The sequence below is a fragment of the Pantoea sp. BJFS-204 genome (assembly GCF_049310725.1).
GTDB classification, from domain to species: domain Bacteria; phylum Pseudomonadota; class Gammaproteobacteria; order Enterobacterales; family Enterobacteriaceae; genus Pantoea; species Pantoea agglomerans.
In genome coordinates this window covers 427437-452462 of the sequence record NZ_JBMOWE010000003.1, presented here as the reverse complement: position 1 = coordinate 452462, position 25026 = coordinate 427437, and the positions used below count along the sequence as shown (strand labels likewise).

General features: G+C 54.6%; 21 protein-coding genes, 1 tRNA gene and 2 rRNA genes. 10 read left to right on the top strand and 14 right to left on the bottom strand.

What is annotated here, in order from left to right:
* Positions 1 to 9: 9 nt before the first annotated feature.
* The 3 genes from rrf (ACO6VX_RS13200) (at position 10) to rrf (ACO6VX_RS13190) (ending at position 365) form a co-directional block, all read left to right on the top strand.
* Positions 10 to 125, top strand: a 5S ribosomal RNA gene (gene rrf / locus ACO6VX_RS13200).
* Positions 126 to 139: 14 nt separating this feature from the next.
* Positions 140 to 215 (top strand) — tRNA-Thr (locus tag ACO6VX_RS13195).
* A gap of 34 nt (positions 216 to 249) precedes the next feature.
* Positions 250 to 365 (top strand): 5S ribosomal RNA (gene rrf / locus ACO6VX_RS13190).
* Between the two features lie 194 nt (positions 366 to 559).
* On the opposite strand, the gene ACO6VX_RS13185 is transcribed toward rrf (ACO6VX_RS13190), so the two are convergent.
* The 14 genes from ACO6VX_RS13185 to msrP all read right to left on the bottom strand — a co-directional run bounded on the left by ACO6VX_RS13185 (position 560) and on the right by msrP (position 13706).
* Positions 560 to 1321 carry an amino acid ABC transporter ATP-binding protein gene (locus tag ACO6VX_RS13185; protein ID WP_010699823.1) on the bottom strand — a complete coding sequence of 254 codons (762 nt, stop codon included), beginning with the start codon at positions 1319 to 1321 and terminating at the stop codon, positions 560 to 562.
* A gap of 8 nt (positions 1322 to 1329) precedes the next feature.
* On the bottom strand, positions 1330 to 2430 hold the full coding sequence (locus tag ACO6VX_RS13180; RefSeq protein WP_064690035.1) for an amino acid ABC transporter permease: 1101 nt from the start codon (positions 2428 to 2430) through the stop codon (positions 1330 to 1332).
* A 15-nt stretch (positions 2431 to 2445) separates the two neighbouring features.
* Complete coding sequence (locus ACO6VX_RS13175) at positions 2446 to 3624, bottom strand: amino acid ABC transporter permease (RefSeq protein WP_422458177.1); 1179 nt, start codon at positions 3622 to 3624, stop codon at positions 2446 to 2448.
* 68 nt (positions 3625 to 3692) lie between these two features.
* Complete coding sequence (locus ACO6VX_RS13170) at positions 3693 to 4718, bottom strand: amino acid ABC transporter substrate-binding protein (protein ID WP_422458176.1); 1026 nt, start codon at positions 4716 to 4718, stop codon at positions 3693 to 3695.
* 543 nt (positions 4719 to 5261) lie between these two features.
* Positions 5262 to 5558, bottom strand: coding sequence for a DNA-binding transcriptional regulator Fis (gene fis / locus ACO6VX_RS13165; RefSeq protein WP_003855228.1), 297 nt, complete (start codon positions 5556 to 5558; stop codon positions 5262 to 5264).
* Positions 5559 to 5581: 23 nt separating this feature from the next.
* Positions 5582 to 6547, bottom strand: a complete 966-nt coding sequence (dusB, locus tag ACO6VX_RS13160) for a tRNA dihydrouridine synthase DusB (RefSeq protein WP_008925814.1) — start codon at positions 6545 to 6547, stop codon at positions 5582 to 5584.
* A 367-nt stretch (positions 6548 to 6914) separates the two neighbouring features.
* Complete coding sequence (gene prmA, locus ACO6VX_RS13155; protein WP_010699821.1) at positions 6915 to 7796, bottom strand: 50S ribosomal protein L11 methyltransferase; 882 nt, start codon at positions 7794 to 7796, stop codon at positions 6915 to 6917.
* Between the two features lie 16 nt (positions 7797 to 7812).
* On the bottom strand, positions 7813 to 9258 hold the full coding sequence (panF, locus tag ACO6VX_RS13150) for a sodium/pantothenate symporter (protein ID WP_010256003.1): 1446 nt from the start codon (positions 9256 to 9258) through the stop codon (positions 7813 to 7815).
* A complete protein-coding gene (locus ACO6VX_RS13145; protein ID WP_236352083.1) occupies positions 9248 to 9490 on the bottom strand; it encodes a YhdT family protein in 243 nt (80 codons plus the stop codon). Before ACO6VX_RS13145 ends, panF begins: the two co-directional genes overlap by 11 nt.
* Before the next feature lie 72 nt (positions 9491 to 9562).
* The gene (gene accC / locus ACO6VX_RS13140; protein WP_010256007.1) at positions 9563 to 10912 is read right to left on the bottom strand and encodes an acetyl-CoA carboxylase biotin carboxylase subunit; all 1350 of its coding nucleotides are present in this window, start codon (positions 10910 to 10912) and stop codon (positions 9563 to 9565) included.
* Between the two features lie 11 nt (positions 10913 to 10923).
* Positions 10924 to 11385 (bottom strand): acetyl-CoA carboxylase biotin carboxyl carrier protein, encoded by a 462-nt coding sequence (gene accB / locus ACO6VX_RS13135; RefSeq protein WP_010256009.1) that lies wholly within the window; start codon positions 11383 to 11385, stop codon positions 10924 to 10926.
* Positions 11386 to 11410: 25 nt separating this feature from the next.
* A complete protein-coding gene (gene aroQ / locus ACO6VX_RS13130) occupies positions 11411 to 11863 on the bottom strand; it encodes a type II 3-dehydroquinate dehydratase (RefSeq protein ID WP_010256011.1) in 453 nt (150 codons plus the stop codon).
* 232 nt (positions 11864 to 12095) lie between these two features.
* Positions 12096 to 12701: a protein-methionine-sulfoxide reductase heme-binding subunit MsrQ gene (msrQ, locus tag ACO6VX_RS13125; protein ID WP_236352084.1), complete on the bottom strand. Its 606-nt coding sequence runs from the start codon at positions 12699 to 12701 to the stop codon at positions 12096 to 12098.
* Complete coding sequence (msrP, locus tag ACO6VX_RS13120; RefSeq protein ID WP_010256016.1) at positions 12702 to 13706, bottom strand: protein-methionine-sulfoxide reductase catalytic subunit MsrP; 1005 nt, start codon at positions 13704 to 13706, stop codon at positions 12702 to 12704. It lies immediately after the preceding gene.
* 286 nt (positions 13707 to 13992) lie between these two features.
* Here msrP and csrD point away from each other — a divergent pair, with 286 nt between their 5' ends.
* From csrD to yhdP, 7 genes are all read left to right on the top strand, one after another.
* Positions 13993 to 15942: an RNase E specificity factor CsrD gene (csrD, locus tag ACO6VX_RS13115; protein ID WP_010699819.1), complete on the top strand. Its 1950-nt coding sequence runs from the start codon at positions 13993 to 13995 to the stop codon at positions 15940 to 15942.
* A 311-nt stretch (positions 15943 to 16253) separates the two neighbouring features.
* A complete protein-coding gene (gene mreB, locus ACO6VX_RS13110) occupies positions 16254 to 17297 on the top strand; it encodes a rod shape-determining protein MreB (protein WP_004385136.1) in 1044 nt (347 codons plus the stop codon).
* 148 nt (positions 17298 to 17445) lie between these two features.
* On the top strand, positions 17446 to 18468 hold the full coding sequence (mreC, locus tag ACO6VX_RS13105; RefSeq protein ID WP_010256043.1) for a rod shape-determining protein MreC: 1023 nt from the start codon (positions 17446 to 17448) through the stop codon (positions 18466 to 18468).
* A complete protein-coding gene (gene mreD / locus ACO6VX_RS13100) occupies positions 18465 to 18953 on the top strand; it encodes a rod shape-determining protein MreD (RefSeq protein ID WP_010256045.1) in 489 nt (162 codons plus the stop codon). The genes mreC and mreD overlap by 4 nt, the downstream gene beginning before the upstream one ends.
* An 8-nt stretch (positions 18954 to 18961) precedes the next feature.
* On the top strand, positions 18962 to 19555 hold the full coding sequence (locus ACO6VX_RS13095) for a Maf family protein (protein ID WP_010256046.1): 594 nt from the start codon (positions 18962 to 18964) through the stop codon (positions 19553 to 19555).
* On the top strand, positions 19545 to 21014 hold the full coding sequence (gene rng / locus ACO6VX_RS13090; protein ID WP_003855268.1) for a ribonuclease G: 1470 nt from the start codon (positions 19545 to 19547) through the stop codon (positions 21012 to 21014). Before ACO6VX_RS13095 ends, rng begins: the two co-directional genes overlap by 11 nt.
* A 148-nt stretch (positions 21015 to 21162) precedes the next feature.
* Positions 21163 to 24987, top strand: a complete 3825-nt coding sequence (gene yhdP, locus ACO6VX_RS13085; RefSeq protein WP_236352085.1) for an AsmA2 domain-containing protein YhdP — start codon at positions 21163 to 21165, stop codon at positions 24985 to 24987.
* Positions 24988 to 25026: the final 39 nt, after the last annotated feature.

Below are 25026 nucleotides of genomic sequence, written 5' to 3'. Positions count from 1 at the left end.
CAAGATTTGCCTGGCGGCTTTAGCGCGGTGGTCCCACCTGACCCCATGCCGAACTCAGAAGTGAAACGCCGTAGCGCCGATGGTAGTGTGGGGTCTCCCCATGCGAGAGTAGGGAACTGCCAGGCATCAAATTTAGTGTGCTGATATGGCTCAGTTGGTAGAGCGCACCCTTGGTAAGGGTGAGGTCCCCAGTTCGACTCTGGGTATCAGCACCAGTTAAGACACGAGTTCGGTAAATAAAAGAATTTGCCTGGCGGCTGTAGCGCGGTGGTCCCACCTGACCCCATGCCGAACTCAGAAGTGAAACGCCGTAGCGCCGATGGTAGTGTGGGGTCTCCCCATGCGAGAGTAGGGAACTGCCAGGCATCAAATAAGAGAGAGCCCTTTGCGTATGCGAAGGGCTTTTTTCGTTGTGGCAAACCGCAATAAAACTCCCTCTTCACAGCGTATCTGTCTGTCTATTCATAACAGCAACAGGTCAGTAAGCATATTAAAGCGGCTGTTCAGGCCATAAAAAAACCCGGCACCAGGCCGGGTAGTGAGATAACTGAACGTCTGATCAGTGAATAACCTGCGATAGAAACGCCCGGGTACGCTCCGATTTTGGATTCGCAAAAAACTCCTGCGGTGGCGCGACTTCGACGATCTCTCCCCGATCCATAAAGATCACCCGGTCAGCCACCGTTCTGGCAAAGCCCATCTCATGGGTGACGCACAGCATAGTCATCCCATCCTCAGCCAGACCAATCATCGTATCCAGCACTTCTTTAACCATCTCAGGATCCAGCGCTGACGTGGGCTCATCAAACAGCATAATTTTGGGCTTCATACAGAGTGAGCGGGCGATGGCGACACGCTGCTGCTGTCCGCCAGAGAGCTGGCCCGGAAACTTATGTGCATGCTCGGCAATACGCACGCGTTGCAGATAGTGCATGGCCAGCTCATCAGCTTCCTTCTTTGGAATCTTTCTTACCCAGGAAGGTGCCAGCGTGCAGTTTTGCAGTACGGTCAGATGTGGAAAGAGATTGAAGTGCTGGAAGACCATACCGACTTCGGTGCGCACGCGCTCAATGTTACGAACGTCATCATTAAGATGGATACCGTCAACAACAATGCGGCCCTGCTGATGCTCTTCCAGATGGTTGATACAGCGGATCGTCGTCGATTTGCCGGAGCCGGAAGGTCCGCACAGTACGATGCGTTCACGGGGTTTAACCTGCAGGTTGATGTCTTTCAGTACATGGAATTGCCCGTACCATTTATTCACGTTCTCAAGCGAGATCATCAACGCGTCGGAAGAGTGTGTCATAGAGTCAGTCATGTAAAACCTCAGTGCGATGTACGCCCGGTGTGAAAGCGCTTTTCCAGATACTGGCTGTAGCGCGACATGCTAAAACAGAAGATCCAATAGACCAGTGCAGCAAAGACATAACCTTCGGTCGACATCCCCAGCCAGGTCGGATCGACCGTTGCCTGCTGGACGCTGCTGAACAGATCGAATAGACCAATGATGATGACCAGGCTGGTATCTTTAAACAGTGCGATGATGGTATTGACCAGGCCGGGAATAGTGAGCTTCAGCGCCTGGGGCAGAATAACCAGCATCTGCGTCTTCCAGTAGCCCAGCGCCAGAGATTCGGCTGCTTCGTACTGACCTTTCGGCAGTGCCTGCAGGCCACCGCGAACCACCTCTGCCACATAGGCGGACTGGAACAGAATGACGCCGACCAGCGCGCGCACCAGCTTGTCGATGTTAGTGCCTTCAGACATAAACAGCGGCAGCATCACGGATGACATAAATAGCACGGTAATCAGCGGCACGCCGCGCCAGAACTCAATAAAGATAATCGACAGCGTGCGCACGACCGGCATGCGTGAGCGACGGCCCAGCGCCAGCAAAATACCCAGCGGCAGCGCACCGGCAATACCCACTGACGCAATAATCAGCGTCAGCGTTAATCCGCCCCATTGACGTGTTTCGACACGTTCCAGCCCCAGATAGCCGCCATACAGCAGAAACCAGACAATCACCGGATAGATGACGGCCCAGGCAGCAATATAGCGTCCACGATACGGCAGGCTCTTAATGAACATCGGCACAATCGACAGCAGGCCGATCACCAGCGCCAGGTTAATACGCCAGCGCAACTCATGCGGGTAAAGCCCATACATGAACTGGCCGAAACGAGCATGAATAAAGACCCAACAGGCACCCTCTTTGGTGCAATCGGCGCGCGTGGTGCCGATCCAGTTTGCCTGAAAGACCAGCCAGTTCAGCGCGGGCGGAATGACGTGCCAGATAACCCAGATGCAAAAAAGCGTCAGTAGCGTATTAAACCAGCTGGAAAACAGGTTTTTACGAGCCCAAAACCAGGCGCGACTGACCAGAGTCGTCGGGACGGGGGGCGTTTCATGCGTAGTCACAGACATAGTTATCCCGTTCTCTTAACGCTCAACCAGCGCAATTTTGCGGTTGTAGAAGTTCATAAGCATTGATATCAGCAGGCTGATAATCAGGTAAACGCCCATCGTGATAGCAATCGTCTCGATGGCCTGACCGGTCTGATTCAGTACCGATCCGGCAAACAGCGACACCATATCGGGATAACCGATAGCGGCGGCGAGTGAGGAGTTCTTCACGATGTTCAGATACTGGCTGGTCAGTGGCGGAATAATGACGCGCATGGCCTGCGGAATAATCACCTGGCGCAGCGTAACCGGATTAGGCAGCCCCAGCGACCGCGCTGCTTCATGCTGACCATAGGGTACCGACTGGATCCCGGAGCGGATCACTTCAGCAATAAACGACGACGTATAAATCGACAGTGCCAGCGTCAGGGCTGCCAGCTCCGGTATCATCACCGAGCCGCCACGGAAATTGAAACCGCGCAGTTGTGGCACATCCCAGTGCGTGGCTGGGCCAAACCCAAGGTGTGCAAGCAAAGGAAAGAGAATCAGCATCACAACGGCAGCGGGCCATGTGCGACGTAACTGACCGGTTTTCAGCTGATGTTTACGGTTAAAGCGGTACAGGCCATAGCTCACAGCCGCGGCCAGAAGCAGTGCAATAACAAACGGCCAGCTGCCTGCTGCATAGGTCGGCCATGGAACGTAGAGTCCGCGATTACTGACATACGCCAGGTCAAAAGCATTCAGCGCCTGACGTGGGCCCGGTAGATTGCGTAAGACTGCAAAGTACCAGAAGAAGATTTGCAGCAGGGGTGGGATATTACGGAAGGTTTCGATATAGATATTCGAGAGTTTCCGCAGCAGCCAGTTGTCAGAAAGGCGGGCAAGACCGACCGCGAATCCGAGAATCGAAGCGAAAACAATACAGAGTGCAGAGACCAGCAGCGTGTTGGTTAATCCAACCAGAAACACGCGCGCGTAGGTATCTCCCTCAGTGTACTCAATCAGATGCTGAACGATGCCGAAACCGGCAGTGCGCTCAAGAAATCCAAACCCCGATGTAATGCCGCGATTGGCAAGGTTAATAATGGTGTTATGCGCCAGATAACCCACCACACCAAGCACCGCGACGATGGCGATGAGCTGATAAATCCAGGCGCGAACCGTGGGATTACCAAATGAAAAATCCCTTTTCACGGTTGGGCGTTGTGACATGTTGAAACCTCAGTAACGAAAGCTGGGGTAGGGCACCACAGAATAGGGTGCCCGATTAGTGAGGTCTGTTAACGTACCGGTGGTGCGTACTGAATACCGCCGTGGTTCCACAACGCATTCTGACCACGTGCGATCTTCAGTGCGCTGTCTTTACCGACGTTACGGTCAAAGCTTTCCTGATAGTTACCCACCTGCTTGACGATGTTGTAGGCCCACTTGTTATCCAGCTTCAGATCCTTACCAAAATCACCTTCGGCGCCCAGGAAGTGTGCCATGTCTGGTGTGGTTGGCTTGGCCGTCATCTGATCAACGTTCTTCGAGGAGATGCCCATCTCCTCCGCATTCAGCATGGCGTAGAGCGACCACTTCACGATGGTGAACCAGTCATCATCACCACGACGTACCAACGGCCCCAGCGGCTCTTTGGAGATCACTTCGGGCAGAACAATAAATTCGTCCGGTTTGCCCAGCTTAATGCGTAATGCGTAAAGCTGAGACTGGTCAGACGCCAGCGTATCGCAACGTCCGCTATCCAGCGCTTTAGCCGATTCATCAGAGCGGTCAAAGGTCACAGGCGTATATTGCATTTTGTTGGCTTTAAAGAAGTCCGCTACGTTCAGCTCGGTGTCGGTTCCCGCCTGAATACAGACGGTGGCACCATCCAGCTCTTTCGCACTTTTCAGGCCGGCCTTCTGGTGAGTCAGGAAGCCGATACCGTCGTAATAGTTCACGCCCGCAAACAGGAAGCCCATGCCACCATCGCGCGATGAGGTCCAGGTGGTATTACGTGAAAGCACATCCACCTCGCCGGACTGCAGGGCGGTAAAACGCTCTTTCGCGGTCAGCGGGGTATATTTCACTTTGGTCGCATCACCAAACACAGCGGCAGCCGTCGCACGACACACATCCACATCAATACCGGTAAACTTGCCGCCAGCATCTGCATAGGAGAAGCCCGGCAAGCCGTCACTGATACCACATTGAACAAAACCTTTTTTCTTTATCGCATCCAGTGTGGTGCCTGCGTGTGCTTGCTGAGCAACGGCAACCAGCGAGGCAGCAGCGATCAGCGTAGAGAGCATCATCTTTTTCATAAAGCATCCTGTGTGGCGGGATCATGTTGTTATGTTTGCGCACTTTAGTGTGCGTTTTTCCTGTCTGTGGCGGTCAGCCATCCACGACTCTGCAAAGCTGATGCCAGGTTTGCAGGTTCCTGAATTCGTATGAAAGAACGGTTAATAATCGGAAGCACTTAGAAAGTTCCGCTAATATGGCGCACCAAAAGGAAGCAATGCGAGTCGACCCGATCACATTTAGTGCAAATAGTTTCACTATGTGGGAGCAGTGTGAGCATTCACTCAGGCAGAAATGTATGAAGAGATTGCGTTGCTTTTTAATGCGCAGAAAGTCACATACCCAGCAGTGGCGGGGATGTGAAGCAAGGTGAGGGTCAGGCAGGCACTAAGTCAAATCACAGCGGGCGAAAGCGAGAGGGTGAAATATCACGCCAGCGATTGCAACTACAGTTACCATATTACCGGAAACTGTTTCACTATCATTACCGTGGCTTTGTGCGTCGACGCACAAATAAAAACGCCAGCCCGAAGGCTGGCGTGATTTACAGACAGAACTAAAAATCAGTTCATGCCGTATTTTTTCAATTTCTTACGCAGCGTACCGCGGTTGATACCCATCATCAGGGCAGCACGGGTCTGATTGCCACGGGTATACTGCATCACCATGTCCAACAGAGGCTGCTCGACTTCAGCCAAAACCAGCTCATACAGGTCGCTCACATCCTGACCATTCAGTTGAGCAAAATAGTTCTTCAGTGCCTGTTTAACCGAATCACGCAAAGGTTTTTGAGTTACCTGATCCTGTGAGTTAACGGTTGAAACGGTCAGTACGTCAGAATTTACGCGTTGTTCGAACATAGTTCTTTCAGCTCTTTATTTCGTTACGCAAGATTTTCGAAGTATGCCTCCAACGCCTCCAGCTGTTCGCTGGCATCCTCAATGGCGTTGAATGTGCGCCGAAACTGGTCATTCGGGGCGTGCTCCTGCAGGTACCAGGAGACGTGCTTTCGCGCTATACGGTATCCCTTGCCTGAACCGTAAAAGTCGTGCAGCTCACGTATATGCGAAACAAGCAAGCGCTTGACCTCTGCCATCGGCAGCGGGGCAAGCAACTCCCCAGTGTCCAGATAATGCTGGATTTCCCGGAAGATCCACGGTCTTCCCTGAGCAGCACGTCCTATCATCAGAGCATCGGCCCCTGTATAGTCGAGCACCGCTCTGGCTTTATGCGGGTCAGTTATGTCTCCATTCGCGATAATCGGAATGGAGACACTCTGCTTAACTGTCCGAATGCTGTCATATTCAGCTTCTCCGTTGAACAGGCAGGCACGAGTGCGACCATGTATCGTCAGAGCCTGTATACCGCAGCGTTCAGCCAATTGGGCAATCGCGACACAGTTCCTGTTTTCAGGATCCCAGCCAGTACGAATTTTCAGCGTAACCGGCACATTCACTGCATTAACCACTGCGGAGAGAATTGACTCCACCACGGTGGGATATTGCAGCAAGGCTGAACCCGCCATTTTGCGGTTAACCTTCTTGGCAGGGCATCCCATATTAATGTCGATGACCTGTGCACCAGCCTCAACATTAATGCGTGCAGCTTGCGCCATTTCACTGGGATCGCAACCGGCAATTTGCACGGCGCGAATGCCTGGCTCATCGCTGTGAACCATACGTAATCGAGATTTGTCGCTAGCCCAGACTTCCGGGTTTGAAGACAACATCTCAGAAACTGCCATGCCTGCACCCATTTCGTGACACAGCGCCCTGAACGGCCTGTCGGTAATACCGGCCATCGGTGCTGCAATCAGTCGATTTCTCAGCTGGAGGTTTCCAATACGCATGAAGTCAGAATGGCCATACTGTGTCTGCAAGGCGGCGTATATTACGCATTTTTGCAGGAAGATGAAAGGCCAAACTTTGAACAATCAGCAAGAAAGATCAATGAAATCCGGGCCATGATCGATGCGCATATTTATTAATCTTAAATATCAATGAGTTAACAATTTATGCTGAAATTGTGAGCAAAAGTTTTTCCAGAAAAGTACGTCAATTCGCCAGATAAAAAACGTCACATGCCGTGATTAACGATACAAGCATCCATTTCAAATCGGGAAAGCCCGCAACTTACGCTACGGGCTGGCTGAATGTTCTGTTAAGGCACTTTGTTCCGGGCAGCGCGATATCAGAGGGGGCAGACAGGCGCTATATTCAGGATTTAATCCCGGTAATCCGGCACCACTCCTCTTTAACCGCAACCGGGTCGAGCGTGAACTCGCTGACATACGCTTCGCAGACGCTCTCTGCCTGGCTCTCTAACACGCCCGAGAGACCCAGATGACCGCCAGACTTCGGCAGTACGCTGATCAGCGGGGCCAGTTCACGTAGCGGGCCGGCCAGGATATTGGCCACCACCACATCAGCCTGCAGATTTTCGGGTTGCTGGTGGGGCAGATAGAGCGACAGGCGATCAGAGACGCCGTTGCGCTCAGCATTATCCCGGCTGGCCTGAATAGCCTGCGGATCGATATCAATCCCGATCGCCTGAGCCGCGCCCAGCTTCAGTGCGGCGATCGCCAGGATCCCCGAACCACAGCCGAAATCGATCACCGTTTTGCCCACCAGATCCAGCCCGTCAAGCCAGGTAAGGCAGAGTGAGGTGGTCGGATGCGTGCCGGTCCCAAACGCCAGGCCGGGATCGAGCATCACGTTGACGGCATCGGGATCCGGCACATCACGCCAGCTCGGACAGATCCAGAGCCGCTCACCGAAGCGCATCGGATGGAAGTTTTCCATCCATTCGCGCTCCCAGTCTTTATCTTCGATCTGCTCGATCCGGTGACGAAAACCGGCGCCCAGCAACGGATGCTGCGCCAGTTCGGCGGTAATCGCGGCCATATCAGTTTCTGCATCGAACAGGCCGATAACATCGGTATCGCCCCACAGGCGGGTTTCACCTGGCAGCGGCTCATACACCGGCGTGTCGTTGGTATCCTGAAAGGTCACTGAAACCGCACCGATGTCCATCAGCGCATCGCTCAGCGTTTCCGCGTGTTCACCTGAGCTATTAATTTTGATTTGAATCCACGGCATAACGTCTCTCTTTCCGTCAATGTTGCGGCGCGTCGACCGTTTGCGGCGCGCGTCCAAACAGGTTGCCCACTAAAAATGCCAGCAGGCTTAAAAGCAGTGAGGGCACAATGGGATGAAAACCCAGAATCTGCAGGTTCAGGCTCGCCAGAAAAGCGTAGCAGCCTCCACCCACCACCATGCCGGTGATGGCGCCTGCGGCATTAGCGCGTTCCCAGTAGAGACCCAGTACCAGCGGCCAGAGGAAAACCGCCTCAAGGCCGCCAAAGGCCAGCAGGTTGAGCCAGATAATCATATCGGGTGGATTCCAGGCCGCAATCAGCAGCAGGAGACCCAGTGCGAACGTAATGGTGCCAGATAACAGCCGCAGCCGCGTCTCATTTTCCATCTGCTGTGGGGCAACACGCAGATAGAGATCTTTGATCAGCGTAGCCGAAGCCTGTAACAGCTGGGCATTAATGGTCGACATAATGGCGGCCATGGGGGCTGCCAGAAACAGTCCGGCAGCTAACGGTGGCAGCACAGTGATCATCAGGGTGGGTATAACACTATCCGGCACGGTCAGATTCGGCAGTATCGCCCGGCCCAGCGCACCGGCCAGATGCATTCCCAGCATCAGGATCACCACCACAATGGTACCCAGAATAATGGCCCGATGGACTGCCTTGCTGTCTTTATAAGAGATGCAGCGCACCGCAGTATGCGGCAAGCCAATCACCCCAAAGCAGACCAGCACGACAAATGAACTGAGGAAGGTCGGCGTTATAATCTCACCCGGTCCCTGCGGCGACAGCAGAGCGGGATCAATGTCATGTAGTTTCTGCACGGCCGTGCTCAGGCCGCCAGCCTGATGAATCACCGCGAACAGCAGCAGAAATGTGCCAATCAGCATCACGATGCCCTGCATGGCGTCATTGAGAACGCTGGCACGGAACCCGCCAAAAGCGGTGTAGAGCGCAATAGTGCCGCCAAAAATCAGCAGACCCGTGTCATACGGGATGCCTGCGGCGGTTTCGAGCAGCCGCGCGCCGCCAATAAACTGCACCGTCATGGCACCGATAAAGGCAACCAGCAGGCTCAGACTCGCCAGCCAGATCAGCAGCGGGCTCTGATAGCGGGCGTAGAGCATGTCATTCAGCGTCACCGCATTATGCTTACGCGCCAGGATGGCAAACTTTTTCCCCAGCACACCCAGCGAGAGCCAGACGGCGGGCACCTGCACCATCGCCAGCAATACCCATCCCAGCCCATATTTGTAGGCGGCACCGGGACCACCAATAAACGAGCTGGCGCTGATATAGGTGGTGGTGAGCGTCATCGCCAGCACAAATCCGCCCATGGAGCGGCTGCCAAGGAAATATTCAGTGAGGAAGCTACCCTCGCGCCTTTTGCGCACGGCAAACACCGACAGCGCGGCAATCAACACCAGATAAATCAGTAACGGCAGGATAATTTCACTGTTCATTTGTGTCCTCCAGCGGCATGTCGCGGAAAATTAACCGCACCATTATCCAGCACAGGAATATGAACAACAGGGGAGCAAACAGGCAGGAGAGTTCAAACCAGCGCGGCAGGCCGGTGATACCAATTTCACTGCCACCCAGCCAGGCAGAAAGCCCCCAGGCAGCGAGCCAGAGCAGGGTGAGGTAGAGCGACCAGCGCGCCTCTTTATGTGCCTGTATAAAACGAGCATCCATGATTCAACCTTAACGCCAGCGGCAAAAGAAAAAGGCCGGATTAACCGGCCTCTGACTGACTCAGCGTTGCGTTTACTTCTCGTGCAAGCCGAGTTTTTTCTCCAGATAGTGGATATTGGTTCCACCGTGCTGGAAGTTTTCGTCGGACATGATTTTCATCTGCAGTTCAACGTTGGTTTTGATACCGTCGATGATCAGTTCCGCCAGCGCATTCTTCATGCGGGCGATAGCCACGTCGCGCGTTTCGCCATAGGTGATCAGCTTACCGATCATGGAGTCGTAATACGGCGGTACGGTGTAGCCTGAGTAAATATGCGACTCCCAGCGCACGCCAAAACCGCCTGGCGCATGGAAGCGGGTGATTTTACCCGGACTTGGCAGGAAGGTGACCGGATCTTCAGCGTTAATACGGCACTCGACCGCATGTCCGCGAATAACCACTTCGTCCTGTTTGATCGACAGTGGCTGACCCGCAGCAATGCGCAGCTGCTCTTTGATCAGATCCACACCAGTGATCATCTCGGTCACCGGATGTTCCACCTGAATACGGGTGTTCATCTCAATGAAGTAGAACTCACCGTTTTCGTACAGAAACTCGAAGGTACCTGCGCCACGATAGCCAATCTCAATACAGGCTTTGGCACAACGATTGCCGATAAAGCTGCGCTGTTCTTCAGTAATACCTGGGCCTGGCGCTTCTTCAACCACTTTCTGGTGACGACGCTGCATAGAGCAGTCACGTTCGCCCAGATAGATCGCGTTGCCCTGGCCGTCAGCCAGAACCTGAATCTCGATGTGGCGCGGATTCTCCAGATACTTCTCCATGTAAACCATGTCGTTGCTGAAAGCCGCTTTGGCTTCCGCTTTCGTCATGTTGATGGATTGTTCCAGATCTTTGTCGCTGCGCACAACGCGCATACCACGACCGCCGCCGCCGCCAGAGGCTTTGATGATGACCGGATAACCGATGCGCTTCGCAAAGGCACGGTTTTTTTCCATATCATCGGTCAGCGAACCGTCAGAACCGGGTACGGTTGGGACGCCTGCTTTCTTCATCGCATTAATCGCAGAGACTTTGTCGCCCATCAGGCGAATGGTGTCTGCTTTCGGACCGATAAAGATAAAGCCGGAGCGCTCAACCTGCTCAGCAAAATCGGCATTCTCAGAGAGGAAGCCGTAGCCAGGGTGAATCGCCACCGCGCCGGTGATCTCTGCAGCAGAGATCAGCGCCGGGATGTTGAGGTAACTTTTAACTGACTGCGCCGGGCCAATGCAGACGGTTTCGTCTGCCAGCAGCACGTGCTTCAGGTCACGATCCGCGCTTGAGTGTACCGCAACAGTCTTGATGCCCAGTTCTTTACAGGCACGCAGAATGCGCAGCGCAATCTCACCACGGTTAGCAATAACAATTTTATCCAGCATGATCTGCCCCGTTACTCGATGATAACCAGTGGCTCGTCAAATTCGACCGGCTGACCGCTTTCAACCAGGATCGCTTTCACTACACCTGATTTGTCAGCTTCGATCTGGTTCATCATTTTCATGGCTTCGACGATGCACAAGGTATCGCCGGCATTCACTTTCTGGCCGACTTCCACAAAGGCTTTCGCATCCGGGCTCGGCGTACGGTAGAAGGTCCCTACCATTGGTGAACGCACGATGTGACCGCTGATTTCAGCCGGTGCCGCTTCGGCAACCGCTGCAACAGGAGCAACAGCTGTTGCCAGAGCAGGCTGTTGAACCGGCGCAGCATAAGTCTGCTGCATCATCGGGTAACCCACGTTTGCAGGTGCACGGCTGATGCGAACGGACTCTTCACCTTCAGAAATTTCCAGCTCTGAAATGCCAGACTCTTCAACCAGTTCGATCAGTTTTTTAATTTTACGAATATCCATGAGTGGGGTTCCGTACTCAGTTTGATTAATTAGTTTGAGACAGGCGTTTTACTGCCGTTTGTAAAGCCCATGTGTAGCCGTCAGCGCCAAGCCCACAGATCACGCCAGCAGAGACATCAGAAAGATAGGAGTGATGGCGGAAGGGCTCGCGGGCATGCACGTTGGAGAGATGAACCTCGATAAACGGTATTTCTACCGCCAGCAGGGCATCACGTAGTGCGACACTGGTATGGGTAAACGCGGCAGGATTAATAATGATGTAATCCACATTGCCTTTGGCCTCATGAATGCGATCAATCAGCTGAAATTCAGCATTGGTTTGCAGGTGGCTCAATTCCACATTCAACTGGTCTGCCTGACGTGTCAAATCGTCAACGATCTGACGCAGCGTGGTATGACCATACTTCTCAGGTTCACGCGTTCCCAACAGGTTCAGGTTGGGCCCGTTTAAAAGCAGAATATGTAATTTATGCGCCATCGTGCTGCCATCTCCCGCAATCATTGAGGCATCGCGTAAAATACCTTGCGAATCTTCATTTGTCACCTTTGAGAATGAAAAAGAAGACCCGACGAGCAATAAAGCCGGGCATTATATCCGTTTCGTGTCATTTCGCAGCAAAATACTGGTCTTATCTGCGAAGATGATCGGATGTGGCCTGCGGGCCACATCTTTTATCAGAAAAGTGCAGAGGAAAACAACGGGTGAAGCGCTAGCGAGGCCACCATTTGAGAAATTTTTTGTAACGCCAGGCTAACAGTATTGCAGCAAGTAGTGCGTAGATAAGTGGCTGGGGTGACACGGTTTTCACTGACCAGATATAGTGAATCGGCACCAGAATGGCCACCAGATAGACCGCGTTGTGCAGAGTTTGCCAGCGCTTACCGAGCTTGCGCTGAGCGCGCTGAAACGACGTCAGCGCCAGGGTCAGTAATATCAGCCAGCTGATAATCCCCAGTGTCAGATAGGGACGGGAAATCAGCTCGCTGCCCAGCAGACGCAGATTGTCAGCGCCCAGCTCCAGCAGGTAATAGCTCAGCAGATGGAGAGAAGCCCAGACAAACGTCCAGACGCCAAGCAGACGCCGGGTGCGGATTAACAGCGGTTGCCTGCCATAACGTGCCAGCGGTGAGACCAGCAGCGTACCCAGCAGCAGTTTCAGCGCCATGCGGCCGGTAAAATGCTGAATATCTTTTGCCGGATCCGCACTCAGGCCGCCCTGCATCGCGGCAAGAACCAGATAAACCAACGGCAACAGGGCCGCCAGATGCAGAATCACCTTAAGCCAGGTGATCTGTTTTATCGACAGGCGTACCACCTAGTAATTCTCCCGTAAATCCAGGCCACGATAGAGCGACGCAACCTGTTCGGCATAGCCGTTAAACAGCAGCGTTGGCTGACGTTCGACCTTCAGACTGCCGCCCGGGCCAATAAATCGCTCAGTGGCCTGCGACCAGCGTGGATGATTAACATGCGGATTCACATTGGCATAAAAACCATATTCATCTGCGGCGATCTGGTTCCAGGTCGTTGGTGGCTGATTTGCGGTCAGGGTGATTTTGACAATCGACTTAATGCCCTTAAAACCATATTTCCACGGCACCGTCAGGCGAATCGGCGCGCCATTCTGCGGCGGCAGCGCTTTGCCATAGACGCCGGTGGTCAGAATGGTCAGCGGATGCATGGCTTCATCCAGACGTAAACCTTCGACATAGGGATAATTGAGTCCGCCGCCAATAAAGCGATCTTTCTGACCTGGCATCTGCTCAGGATCGTACAGCGTCTGGAAGGCGACAAAACGCGCTTTGCTGGTGGGTTCCGCCAGAGAGATAAGCTTATTCAGCTCAAAGCCTATCCAGGGCACCACCATCGACCAGGCCTCCACGCAGCGCATGCGATAGATTCGCTGCTCCATGGCAAACCGTTTAAAGATGTCATCCATATCCAGGGTCACGGGCTTCGCCACTTCGCCATCAATGGTCAGTTTCCAGGGCTCTGTTTTCAGCGTACCGGCATTGGCGGCCGGATCGGCCTTATCCAGCCCGAACTCATAGAAGTTGTTATAGCCGGAAACTTTATCCGCAGGCGTTAAGGTCAGATCGGCCTGATATTGCGCTGGTTTGGTAAAGTCCAGCGGCCGGCCTGCTGGCGCGGGTGGGCGATCGTTGCCTTTGAACCAGCTGAGAATATCGGCTTGCGCCACGCCCGGCATACCCATCGCCGCTGCGCTCAGTCCCAGCGTTTTCAGCACCTGGCGGCGCTTCATGTTAAAAATGCTTTCCGGCGTTACGTCGGCTTCGGTCAGACGGGGTGTGCGTTTCATGGTGCCCTCTCCAGACAGGATGTCATTAACCAGCATGATGACTATTACTGATATCAGCCAGTTTCGCCCTAAAAATGTGAAATTTCCTGGCTGGCTGGCACGATGAGAATGCACCGAAAAGTGCCAGGATCAACGTCAGCGATGATATCCCGACGATATACTTCGGCTTCATACGTCCCGGCGCTGTCGGCAACGGCAAATTATGCTATTTTTGCTCGCGTTTTCGTCAGGCTGACGGTACAAGGTTGGGTGATCCGGTTATCACCGCAGTAATACAGGCACAGGGATGCGATTAACCACAAAATTATCTGCGTTTATTACCTTTTTAAGCCTGCTGGCCATGTCGTTGATGCTGGCAGGCTGTGCATTCAGTGTTTTCTGGTTCAGTCATCAGCGGGTTGAACATCGGGCGCAGATACTGGCGACCGAAGTGGATCAGGCGATGTTCACCCAGACGCCGGCAGAGCTGCATGTCTGGCTCACGCGTATGATGCCGATAATGAATGCCGAGCAGATTTCTCTTCACAACGGCAGGCAGACTTTCCTTACCCTCTCCCGACACGAAAACCAGATGCTGGAAGACGAACCTAATCGTTTTATCCAGGTCGATGTGCCTTTGATGCACCAGACGGGTTTAGAGCTGCGGGTCGTCACCCTTGATCCTGCCAAAACCTGGCTGCGCTCCATTACCGGCACCTCTACGCTGGGCATCCTGTTTACCGTCATGCTGGTAATGAGTCTGGTGCTGCTGCTGATGCATCGCTGGCTCAGTCGGCAGTGGCGCGGTATGGAGCATCTTGAAGTACGGGCAGAGGCGATTATCAGCGGTGAGCGCGGCGTAATGCCGAAACGCGGTGCGGATGAGTGGCCACCGAGAGCGAGCCGCGCACTGGATGTGTTGCTGGCGGATCTGCAGGAAGCGGGCGAACAGCGTCTGCGTATCGACACGCTGATCCGCACCTTTGCTGCGCAGGATGGACGCACCGGTCTCAACAACCGGCTGTTCTTTGATAACCAGCTCGCCACCCTGCTGGAAGATCAGGAGGCTGTCGGCACCCATGGTGTGGTGATGATGGTGCGCCTGCCCGATCTGGACACGCTGAAGGATTCGCTGGAGCCGGGGCTGGTTGAGGAGTACCTCTTCAATTTCGTCAACATGCTTTCCACCTTTGTGCTGCGCTATCCTGGCGCCCTGCTGGCACGCTATTTCCGCAGTGATTTTGCCGTGCTACTGCCGCATCGCAGTCTTAAAGAGGCAAACAGTATTGCGGATCAGCTGATCAATGCTGTTGATTCTCTGCCGCCGATGCGGCTGGTTAATCGTGATGATCTCATTCATATCGGTATCAGCGCCTGGCACAGCGGGCAGACTGTGCCGCAGGTGATGGAAAATGCCGAAATGGCTACCCGACGTGCGGCACTGCTGGGCGGCAACAACTGGACCAATGGTGCCGGAAATCCGCAGGACGCCGGGCGGGGTAGTGTGCGCTGGCGAACCTTGCTGGAGAACACGCTTAGCCGTGGCGGCCCGCGGCTCTATCATAAACCCACCGTCAATATTGAGGGTAAGGTACAGCACCGGGTGATGCTGACCCGCATCTTCGACGGCGATAAAGAAGTGCTGGCCGCAGAATATATGCCCCTGGTACAGCAGCTCGGCATGGCTGATGGCTGGGATCGCCAGTTAATGACTCGCATTGCGGCACTCTCTGAACTCTGGCCAGAAGAGACGCTGGTGATCCCGGTGACGATTACCTCGCTTCTGCAGCGCTCTTTTGTCCTCTGGCTGCAGAACATGCTGCTGCAGTGCCCGAAAGCGCAAAGAAAACGATTTTTATTTGAACTTGCCGAGGCAGATGTTTGTCAACACATCAACCGTTTAACGCCAGTTTTCCGCGCACTTAAGGCTTTTGGCTGTCGGGTTGCGGTAAATCAGGCGGGTTTAACCGTGGTAAGCAGCGCCTACATACGACAGCTGCCGCTGGAACTGATCAAGCTTGATGCCGGTCTGGTACGCAATATTGAGCGCCGGACTGAAAATCAGCTGTTTGTGCAGAGTCTGCTGGAAGTCTGTAAATGTACGGGCATTCAGGTGTTTGCTACCGGTGTCCGCACTAAAGCGGAGTGGCAAACTTTAGTCGCGTTGGGCGTAGCAGGTGGGCAGGGCGACTTTTTTGCTCCCTCGCTTCCGGTTAACAGTAACGTGAAGAAGTATTCACAACGTTACCGTATTTAATGAATTGCTGTCGTACTGACGGAAATTTACGGTTTTTTTTAATGTTTATCCGCGTCTGAACCTCTGAACTTACTGCCGGAAATGTTAGATTTTATGTCGGACAGGGCGAGGGGAAATAGCGTGAAATGCAGTGCTGATGGCGTCTGGTCGCCATTCTGCTGTTGTGGATCGCCAGTTCAGATGACTTAAACGCAATCAGGCGTCTTTTTTCACCGAAGCAGAACGTTTTTGCGCCTTGTGGCAGCTTCGTGTGGTTGGTAAAGTAAGCGGATTTTATTTTCCGCCCCCAGCTTGCAGGATTACCCCTTAGTATGTTTAAAAAATTTCGTGGCATGTTTTCCAACGACTTGTCCATTGACCTGGGTACCGCGAATACCCTGATTTACGTGAAAGGACAGGGCATCGTACTGAACGAGCCCTCCGTCGTCGCTATTCGACAGGATCGTGCCGGTTCACCGAAAAGTGTTGCGGCCGTGGGTCATGAGGCCAAACAGATGCTTGGCCGTACGCCAGGCAATATCGCAGCGATTCGTCCGATGAAAGATGGCGTTATCGCTGACTTCTTCGTGACCGAAAAGATGCTGCAACACTTCATCAAGCAGGTTCACAGCAACAGTTTTATGCGTCCCAGCCCGCGTGTGCTGGTCTGCGTACCCGTCGGGGCAACACAGGTTGAACGCCGCGCGATTCGTGAATCCGCTCAGGGCGCAGGCGCGCGTGAAGTGTTTCTGATTGAAGAGCCAATGGCTGCAGCAATTGGTGCGGGTCTGCCCGTTTCAGAAGCGACTGGCTCAATGGTGGTGGATATTGGTGGCGGTACCACAGAAGTTGCGGTGATCTCGCTGAACGGTGTGGTCTACTCCTCGTCAGTGCGTATTGGTGGCGATCGTTTCGATGAAGCTATTATTAATTATGTGCGTCGTAACTACGGTTCACTGATCGGCGAAGCGACCGCAGAACGTATTAAGCATGAGATCGGTTCAGCCTATCCGGGTGATGAAGTCCGTGAGATCGAAGTGCGTGGTCGTAACCTGGCAGAAGGTGTACCGCGCGGCTTTACACTGAACTCTAATGAAATTCTGGAAGCGCTGCAGGAGCCATTAACCGGCATCGTTAGCGCGGTGATGGTTGCCCTTGAGCAGTGTCCGCCTGAGCTGGCTTCAGATATTTCGGAGCGCGGCATGGTGCTGACCGGCGGTGGTGCGTTACTGCGCAACCTGGATCGTCTGCTGATGGAAGAGACGGGCATTCCGGTTGTGGTTGCTGAGGATCCACTGACCTGTGTGGCTCGCGGTGGCGGCAAAGCGCTGGAAATGATCGACATGCATGGCGGCGATTTGTTCAGCGAAGAATAATTGCCTCAACCGGCTAAGAACGCAATGATCATGCGAGGGAGTGGCATGTGAACCGGCGCAATCTGTGCCGGTGCAGTGCGTTCAGCCCAGGGAAGCACGGTGTTACGCCGTCGCTTCCTCTCCTGTTGTCGAGGATCACGCAGATTATATGAAGCCGATTTTTAGCAGGGGACCTTCCCTGCAGTTGCGTCTATTCCTGGCGGTTATCGTGGCGATTGCCATTATCATTGCCGACAGCCGTGTGGGTTCTTTCACCCAAATACGCAACTATCTGGATACGTCGGTCAGTCCGTTTTACTTCCTGGCCAATGGGCCACGTCAGTTGCTGGATGGCGTGTCAGAGTCGCTGGCGTCGCGTCAGCAACTCGAGCAGGAAAACAAAGCGTTACGTCGTGAGCTCTTCCTGAAAAACAGTAACCTGCTAATGCTGGGGCAATATAAGCAGGAAAACGCACGCCTGCGTGAACTGCTGGGTTCACCGCTGCGTCAGGATGAGCAAAAGATGGTGACACAGGTCATCTCCACCGGCACCGATCCTTACACCGACCAGGTGGTAATCGACAAAGGCAGCGTTAACGGCGTCTATGAAGGCCAGCCGGTCATCAGTGATAAAGGGGTAGTCGGTCAGGTCATCGCTGTCGGACAACTCACCAGCCGTGTTCTGCTGATCTGTGATGCGTCACATGCCCTGCCGATTCAGGTGCTGCGTAATGACATCCGTGTCATTGCCGCAGGTAACGGCTGTACTGAAGATCTTCAGCTTGAGCATCTGCCGGGTAATACGGACATTCGGGTCGGCGATGTGCTGGTGACTTCAGGTATCGGTGGCCGATTCCCTGAAGGCTATCCGGTGGGTGTGGTTTCCTCGGTAAAAGTGGATACCCAACGCGCCTATACGGTGATTCAGGCGCATCCGACCGCGGGTCTGCAGCGTCTGCGTTACCTGCTGCTGCTGTGGGGCGCCGATCGCAATGGTGATATGCCGCTGCCGCAGGATGAAGTTCATCGCGTTGCGAACGAGCGTCTGATGCAGATGATGCCGCAGGTCTTACCGCCTGCTGGAGAAATGGGCCCGCCTGCGCCTGCCGTACAGATGGGACCGCCTGCACCGTCAGCTACCAGCAGCAGTGGACAAAGCAACTCCTCGCGTTCACGCGGGGGGCAGCCTTGAGTCGATATCGCAGCCAGGGACGTTGGGTCATCTGGCTCTCCTTCCTGGTTGCGCTTGTCCTGCAGATCATGCCCTGGCCGGATGAAATTTATATGTTCCGGCCCTCATGGCTACTGTTGATCCTTATCTATTGGGTGCTCGCACTGCCGCATCGGGTCAATGTCGGCAGCGGATTTGTGCTGGGTGCCATCATGGATCTGATTGCGGGTTCCACACTCGGCGTGCGTGCGCTGGCGCTCAGTATCATCGCCTACCTGATTGCCTTTAAGTTCCAGTTATTCCGCAACTTAGCGTTGTGGCAGCAAGCGTTAATGGTTATGGTGCTGTCGCTGGCGATGGATGTGATTGTCTTCTGGGCTGAATTCCTGGTAATCAACGTTTCATTCCGACCTGAAATTTTCTGGAGCAGTGTCGTCGACGGTATTCTCTGGCCCTGGCTATTCTTATTAATGAGAAAAATTCGTCGTCAGTTCGCTGTTCAATAAGGAAATTTATGGTAACCCTCTATCTTGCTTCCGGTTCACCGCGTCGTCGTGAGCTGTTAACTCAACTTGGGCTGACATTCGAGCGCATCGTGACTGACGTTGAAGAGCAGCGTCAGCCGAACGAAGCGGCGGAAATCTATGTCCGCCGTCTGGCCAATGATAAAGCGCAGGCGGGTGTCAAACTGGCCGCGCAGGATCTGCCGGTGCTGGGCGCGGATACGATTGTGGTGCTGAATGGCGAAGTGCTGGAAAAGCCGCGCGATGCCGCTGATGCCCGCGCGATGCTGTGCAAACTCTCTGGTCATACGCATCAGGTGATGACGGCGGTAGCGCTGGCCGACAGTCAGCAGGCGCTGGATTGCGTCGTAACGACTGATGTGACATTCCGCACCTTAACCGCCACCGACATCGACGACTATATCGCGACCGGCGAGCCAATGGATAAAGCGGGTGCATACGGTATTCAGGGCAGGGGAGGAAACTTTGTCCGCAAAATTAATGGAAGCTACCATGCAGTGGTCGGATTACCCTTGGTTGAGACAGGGGAGTTGATCAGCCATTTCGAGTCACTGCGTGCCGTAAGGGGTCAACATGACGGCTGAATTACTGGTAAACGTCACGCCTTCTGAAACACGTGTTGCCTATATTGACGGCGGCATATTGCAGGAAATTCACATTGAGCGTGAGGCGCGGCGCGGCATCGTTGGCAATATTTATAAAGGCCGTGTAAGCCGTGTTCTGCCCGGCATGCAGGCCGCCTTTGTTGATATCGGTCTGGAGAAAGCGGCCTTTCTGCATGCCTCAGATATCATGCCGCATACTGAATGTGTGGCGGGCGACGAAAAGAAAAACTTTATCGTGCGGGATATCGCCGAGCTGGTGCGGCAGGGACAGGATCTGGTGGTTCAGGTCGTCAAAGATCCGCTTGGCACCAAAGGTGCCCGGCTGACCACTGACATCACGCTGCCTTCGCGTTACCTGGTCTTTATGCCAGGCGCATCGCATGTGGGTGTCTCTCAGCGTATTGAGAGCGAGAAAGAGCGCGATCGGCTTAAAGCGGTCGTGGCTGACTACTGCGACGATCTGGGCGGCTTTATTATTCGTACCGCCGCAGAAGGCATCGGGGAAGAGGAGCTGGCGCAGGACGCGGCTTTTCTCAAACGACTCTGGACCAAAGTCAGCGAGCGTAAAAAGCGCAATCAGACCCGCTGCCTGCTCTACGGTGAGCTGGCTCTGGCCCAGCGTATTCTGCGTGATTTTGCGGGCGCGGCGCTGGATCGCATCCGGGTCGACTCCCGCCTGACCTGCGACATGCTGGTGGAATTTACCGGTGAATATATCCCGGAAATGGCCGGTAAGCTGGAGCTCTACAACGGTAAACAGCCTATTTTCGACCTGTTTGACGTCGAAAATGAGATTCAGCGCTCGCTGGATCGCAAAGTTGAACTAAAGTCAGGCGGATATCTGATTATCGATCAGACCGAAGCGATGACCACCATCGATATCAACACCGGTGCGTTTGTCGGCCATCGTAACCTTGATGAGACGATCTTTAATACCAATGTTGAAGCTACTCAGGCGATCGCACGTCAGCTGCGACTGCGTAATCTTGGTGGCATCATCATTATCGACTTCATCGATATGAGCAACGAAGACCATCGCCGCCGGGTACTGCATTCGCTGGAAAGCGCGCTCAGTAAAGATCGGGTTAAAACCGGTATAAATGGTTTCTCGGCGCTGGGTCTGGTGGAGATGACGCGTAAGCGTACCCGCGAAAGCATTGAGCACGTTTTGTGCCAGGATTGCCCGGTCTGCAAAGGGCGCGGCACGCTGAAAACCGTTGAAACGGTCTGCTATGAAATCATGCGTGAGATTGTCCGGGTTCATCACGCTTATGATTCTGACCGCTTTCTGGTCTATGTTTCACCGACGGTGGGTGAGGCGTTAAAAACTGACGAGTCTCATGCACTGGCTGAAGTCGAAATCTTTGTCGGCAAGCAGGTTAAAGTTCATGTCGAAGCGCTCTACACTCAGGAGCAGTTCGACGTAGTGATGATGTAACGCCAGCCCGGTTACCGGTTTCTTCGGATATCGGGCTGAAAAATCGCCCTTGTTTGAGATAAAATGCGCGTTTTAACGCTTTTATCGGGAGACGGTCGGGTATGAGAACCAACTATCCGTCGTTTACGGAACACAAGGAGAGGCGTGAGTGAGGCAGTTGCCGAGGATTTTGTTACTGCTGGTCGCGGCAATCATCGTGATTGTCGCGCTGCTGGTCAGCGGATTGCGTCTGGTGATGCCGCATCTCGACAGCTATCGCAGCAACCTTCTGCAATACATCTCCGACAGCAGCGGCGTGCCGGTCAACGCCAGCCAGTTACAGGGTAAATGGGAGAATTTTGGCCCAACCCTGCAGGTTCGCGATCTTAGCGTCGATCTGCATGAGAACGGCAAACTCACTATCAAACGCATCAATCTGGCTCTCGACGTCTGGCAGTCCCTGCTGCACTGGCGGTGGCAGTTTCGCGATCTGACCTTCTGGCAGTTGCACCTCGATACTAATCGCCCGCTGCTGGATAACGACAAAGAGAAAAACAGCTTCCGTCCGGCGCAGATAAACGAACTCTTCCTGCGTCAGTTTGACCACTTTGACCTGCGTGACAGCACCATCCGTTTCCGCACCCCTTCCGGTCAGCATGCTGAGCTGGCGATCCCGCGACTCACCTGGGTCAATGAAGATAACCGCCACCGGGCCGAAGGCGAAGTCAGCCTGTCGAGCTTCACCGGCCAGCACGGCGTGGTCCAGGTGCGGCTTGATCTTAACGACAGCAACGGTTTACTCAATGATGGCCGCATCTGGATGCAGGCCGACGACGTCGATATGCGCCCGTGGCTGGGCCGTTGGGTGCGTGACAATACCCGGCTGGATAGCGCCCGATTTAGCCTGGCGGCCTGGGTTAACCTGCGCGATGGCGACATCTACGCCGGTGATCTGCTGCTGCGCAAGGGCGGAGCCAGCTGGCAGGGCGAGACCGGACGACACCGCATTGAGGTCGATGGGCTGACCGCGCATCTGTCACGTTTCCAGAATGGCTGGGTGGTCAATGTGCCACAAACCCGGCTCAGCACCGACGGCCACGCCTGGCCCGCCGGTCACTTCTCTCTGTTATGGCGTCCTGAAGATAAGCAGATGCTGGGACCGGATGGTCAGCCGGAAGTGCGCGTTCGCGCCACACAGCTGGTGCTGAGTCATATTGCGCCGATCGTTCCGCTGTTTGCGCCGCTCTCACCGGCACTGTTTGAAAACTGGCAGACGCTGCAGCCACAGGGCACCATCGATGGCCTGGCGCTGGATATTCCGTTACAGCAGCCTGAAAAAACCCGCGTACAGGTGAAGTGGCGTGATTTCAGCTGGCAGCACTGGAAACTGTTGCCGGGCATCAGCCATTTAAGCGGTGAAGCGCGCGGCAGCCTGAGCAATGGTCAGGTCAGTGTGGATATGGGGGCGGCGACCGTTCCCTATGGCGACATGTTCCAGGCTCCGTTAGAGATTAAGCGGGTGACCGGTGCGCTGCGCTGGCTGAATGATGATCATGGCCTCACGCTGGCGGGCGAAAATCTTGACCTGGAAGCACGCTCGCTCTGGGCGCGCGGCGACTTCAGCTACCAGCAGAACAGCGGCGGTGAGCCTCGTCTGGATATTCTGGCCGGTATCCGGCTTACCGATGCGGGCGATGCCTGGCGCTACTTCCCGGTGCCGCTATTGGGTAACAGCCTGACGCATTATCTGAGTGGGGCAGTGAAGGGTGGCAAGGTGGACAACGCCACACTGCTGTTTGCCGGTAATCCGGCGCTGTTCCCGTTCAAGCATAATGATGGCATGTTCCAGGTCTGGGTGCCGCTTCGCCAGGCAACCTATGCGTTTCAGCCCAAATGGCCAGCGTTGAGCAATCTCGATATCGACCTTAACTTCCTGAATGACGGCCTCTGGATGAAAGCGCCGGTGGCGAAACTGGGCGAGGTGGACGCGCGCAACGTCACTGCGGTCATCCCCGACTACCTGAAAGAAAAACTGATCATTGAGGGTGATATCAGTGGTGAAGGCCAGCAGATCGCGGACTATTTCGGGCAGACTCCGCTGAAACCTTCACTGGGTGCCGCGCTGGAACAGCTGGAAATCAAAGGCCGCGTCGGCGGCCACCTGAATCTGGATATCCCGCTGGATGGTGAGCAGGTTCATGCCCGTGGCAATGTGGACCTGAACAATAATTCGCTGTTTATCAAACCGTTAAAAACCACCATTAACAATCTCTCCGGGCGCTTCCGTTACGACAACGGCAATCTGGCCAGTGAGGATCTGCGTGCGAACTGGTTTGGTCAGCCGATGGGCGTGCGTTTCAGCACCAAAGAGAATCCGGACGATTTTGGCGTGAACGTCAAACTTCAGGGCGACTGGCAGCCTGCTAAAATCAGCCAGCTTCCTGCAGCCGTCAGCAAGCAGCTGGGCGGAAATCTGCCGTGGCAGGGCGACGTCAATATTACGCTGCCCCATCATGGCGGCGCGCGTTATGACGTGACGCTGAACGGTAATGCAAAAGAAGTAAGTAGTCACTTACCTGCACCGCTCGATAAGAAAGCCGGTGAGGCGATGCCAGTCGCAATTAAGGCCAGTGGCGACCTGCACCATTTCGATCTCAGTGGCAGCGTCGATGCAAACCATCGCTTTAACAGCCGCTGGTTGCTGGAGCCGACGCTGCGCGTCGATCGTGGCATCTGGCTGTATGATGCGCAGAAAACACCTGCTCTGCCCGATCATCCCGGCATGGTACTGAACCTGCCCGCGCTGGATGGCGAGGCCTGGGTGGCGATGATGGCCGCAGGGGGAGCATCCGGGGGCAGCGAGTCAGGCGGCGGCCTCAAAACGGGTGGCGTCACGCTGCCCGGCAATATCACGCTACGCAGCCCGGCGGTCACCCTGGCCGGGCAGCAATGGCATGAGGTTGAAGCGACACTGGCTCAGAGTGCGGGCGGCAAGGGCCAGGTCGGCGTCAGGGCTAAAGAGCTGCGTGGTGCGCTGGCAATGGCCCCGAAAGCACCGTGGCAGGTGAACCTGGATTACCTTTACTACAATCCGCAGTGGGATAACGGTGAAGGCAAAGGCGGCAAAGCGCCACCTCAAAAAGCCACGAACATTAACTTCAGCCAGTGGCCCGCTTTACAGTTGCGCTGTAAAGAGTGCTGGGTGCTGGGTCAGAAATATGGTCAGGTCTCCGCGATGCTGCAACCCCGCGGAGATACGTTAGCGCTTACTAACGGAAAAGTGGATACTGGCAGTTCACAGCTGAAAATCAACGGGGAATGGGTTAACCGCCCGGACGACCAGCGCACTTCGCTGAAGGGCACGCTGAAAGGCCCGAATATTAATAACGCGACCAACTGGTTTGGGGTCAACACGCCGCTGCGCGATGCGCCATTTGATATTGCGTATGACCTGCACTGGCGCTCTGCGCCCTGGCAGCCCTCGGCAGAGACGCTGAGCGGTACCCTGAAGACCCACATTGGCAAAGGCCAGATCGCCGATGTGAATACCGGTGCCGCCGGGAAAATCCTGCGGCTGGTGAGCTTTGATGCGCTACTGCGCAAGCTGCGCTTCGACTTCAGCGACACCTTCACCAATTCTTTCTACTTCGACTCGATTAACGGCACCGCCTGGATCGAAAACGGCATGATGCGCACCGATAATCTGCTGGTGGATGGCCTGGAAGCGGACATTGCGATGCAGGGTAATCTCGACCTGGTGAAGCGTCAGATCGACATGGAAGCGGTGGTTGCGCCGGAAATATCCGCCTCGGTTGGTGTGGCGACAGCTTTTGCCATCAATCCGGTGATTGGCGCGGCGGTATTTGCCGCCAGTAAAGTTCTGGGACCCCTGTGGAACAAGATATCGCTGCTGCGTTATCACATCAGTGGCCCGCTGGATAAACCGGAAATCAATGAAGTGCTGCGTAAACCGCGTGAAACTGACAACAAGTGAATTTGACGCCGTACCGGAATTACCGCAGGCTATGATTAT

Coding starts and splice junctions, on each gene's coding strand:
- mreC (WP_010256043.1), top strand. CDS start 17,446: ATGAAGCCGATTTTTAGCAGGGGACCTTCCCTGCAGTTGCGTCTATTC.
- ACO6VX_RS13180 (WP_064690035.1), bottom strand. CDS start 2,430: ATGTCTGTGACTACGCATGAAACGCCCCCCGTCCCGACGACTCTGGTC.
- csrD (WP_010699819.1), top strand. CDS start 13,993: ATGCGATTAACCACAAAATTATCTGCGTTTATTACCTTTTTAAGCCTG.
- accB (WP_010256009.1), bottom strand. CDS start 11,385: ATGGATATTCGTAAAATTAAAAAACTGATCGAACTGGTTGAAGAGTCT.
- aroQ (WP_010256011.1), bottom strand. CDS start 11,863: ATGGCGCATAAATTACATATTCTGCTTTTAAACGGGCCCAACCTGAAC.
- ACO6VX_RS13175 (WP_422458177.1), bottom strand. CDS start 3,624: ATGTCACAACGCCCAACCGTGAAAAGGGATTTTTCATTTGGTAATCCC.
- msrP (WP_010256016.1), bottom strand. CDS start 13,706: ATGAAACGCACACCCCGTCTGACCGAAGCCGACGTAACGCCGGAAAGC.
- prmA (WP_010699821.1), bottom strand. CDS start 7,796: ATGCCGTGGATTCAAATCAAAATTAATAGCTCAGGTGAACACGCGGAA.
- ACO6VX_RS13170 (WP_422458176.1), bottom strand. CDS start 4,718: ATGAAAAAGATGATGCTCTCTACGCTGATCGCTGCTGCCTCGCTGGTT.
- panF (WP_010256003.1), bottom strand. CDS start 9,258: ATGAACAGTGAAATTATCCTGCCGTTACTGATTTATCTGGTGTTGATT.
- fis (WP_003855228.1), bottom strand. CDS start 5,558: ATGTTCGAACAACGCGTAAATTCTGACGTACTGACCGTTTCAACCGTT.
- ACO6VX_RS13185 (WP_010699823.1), bottom strand. CDS start 1,321: ATGACTGACTCTATGACACACTCTTCCGACGCGTTGATGATCTCGCTT.
- ACO6VX_RS13095 (WP_010256046.1), top strand. CDS start 18,962: ATGGTAACCCTCTATCTTGCTTCCGGTTCACCGCGTCGTCGTGAGCTG.
- accC (WP_010256007.1), bottom strand. CDS start 10,912: ATGCTGGATAAAATTGTTATTGCTAACCGTGGTGAGATTGCGCTGCGC.
- mreB (WP_004385136.1), top strand. CDS start 16,254: ATGTTTAAAAAATTTCGTGGCATGTTTTCCAACGACTTGTCCATTGAC.
- ACO6VX_RS13145 (WP_236352083.1), bottom strand. CDS start 9,490: ATGGATGCTCGTTTTATACAGGCACATAAAGAGGCGCGCTGGTCGCTC.
- rng (WP_003855268.1), top strand. CDS start 19,545: ATGACGGCTGAATTACTGGTAAACGTCACGCCTTCTGAAACACGTGTT.
- dusB (WP_008925814.1), bottom strand. CDS start 6,547: ATGCGTATTGGAAACCTCCAGCTGAGAAATCGACTGATTGCAGCACCG.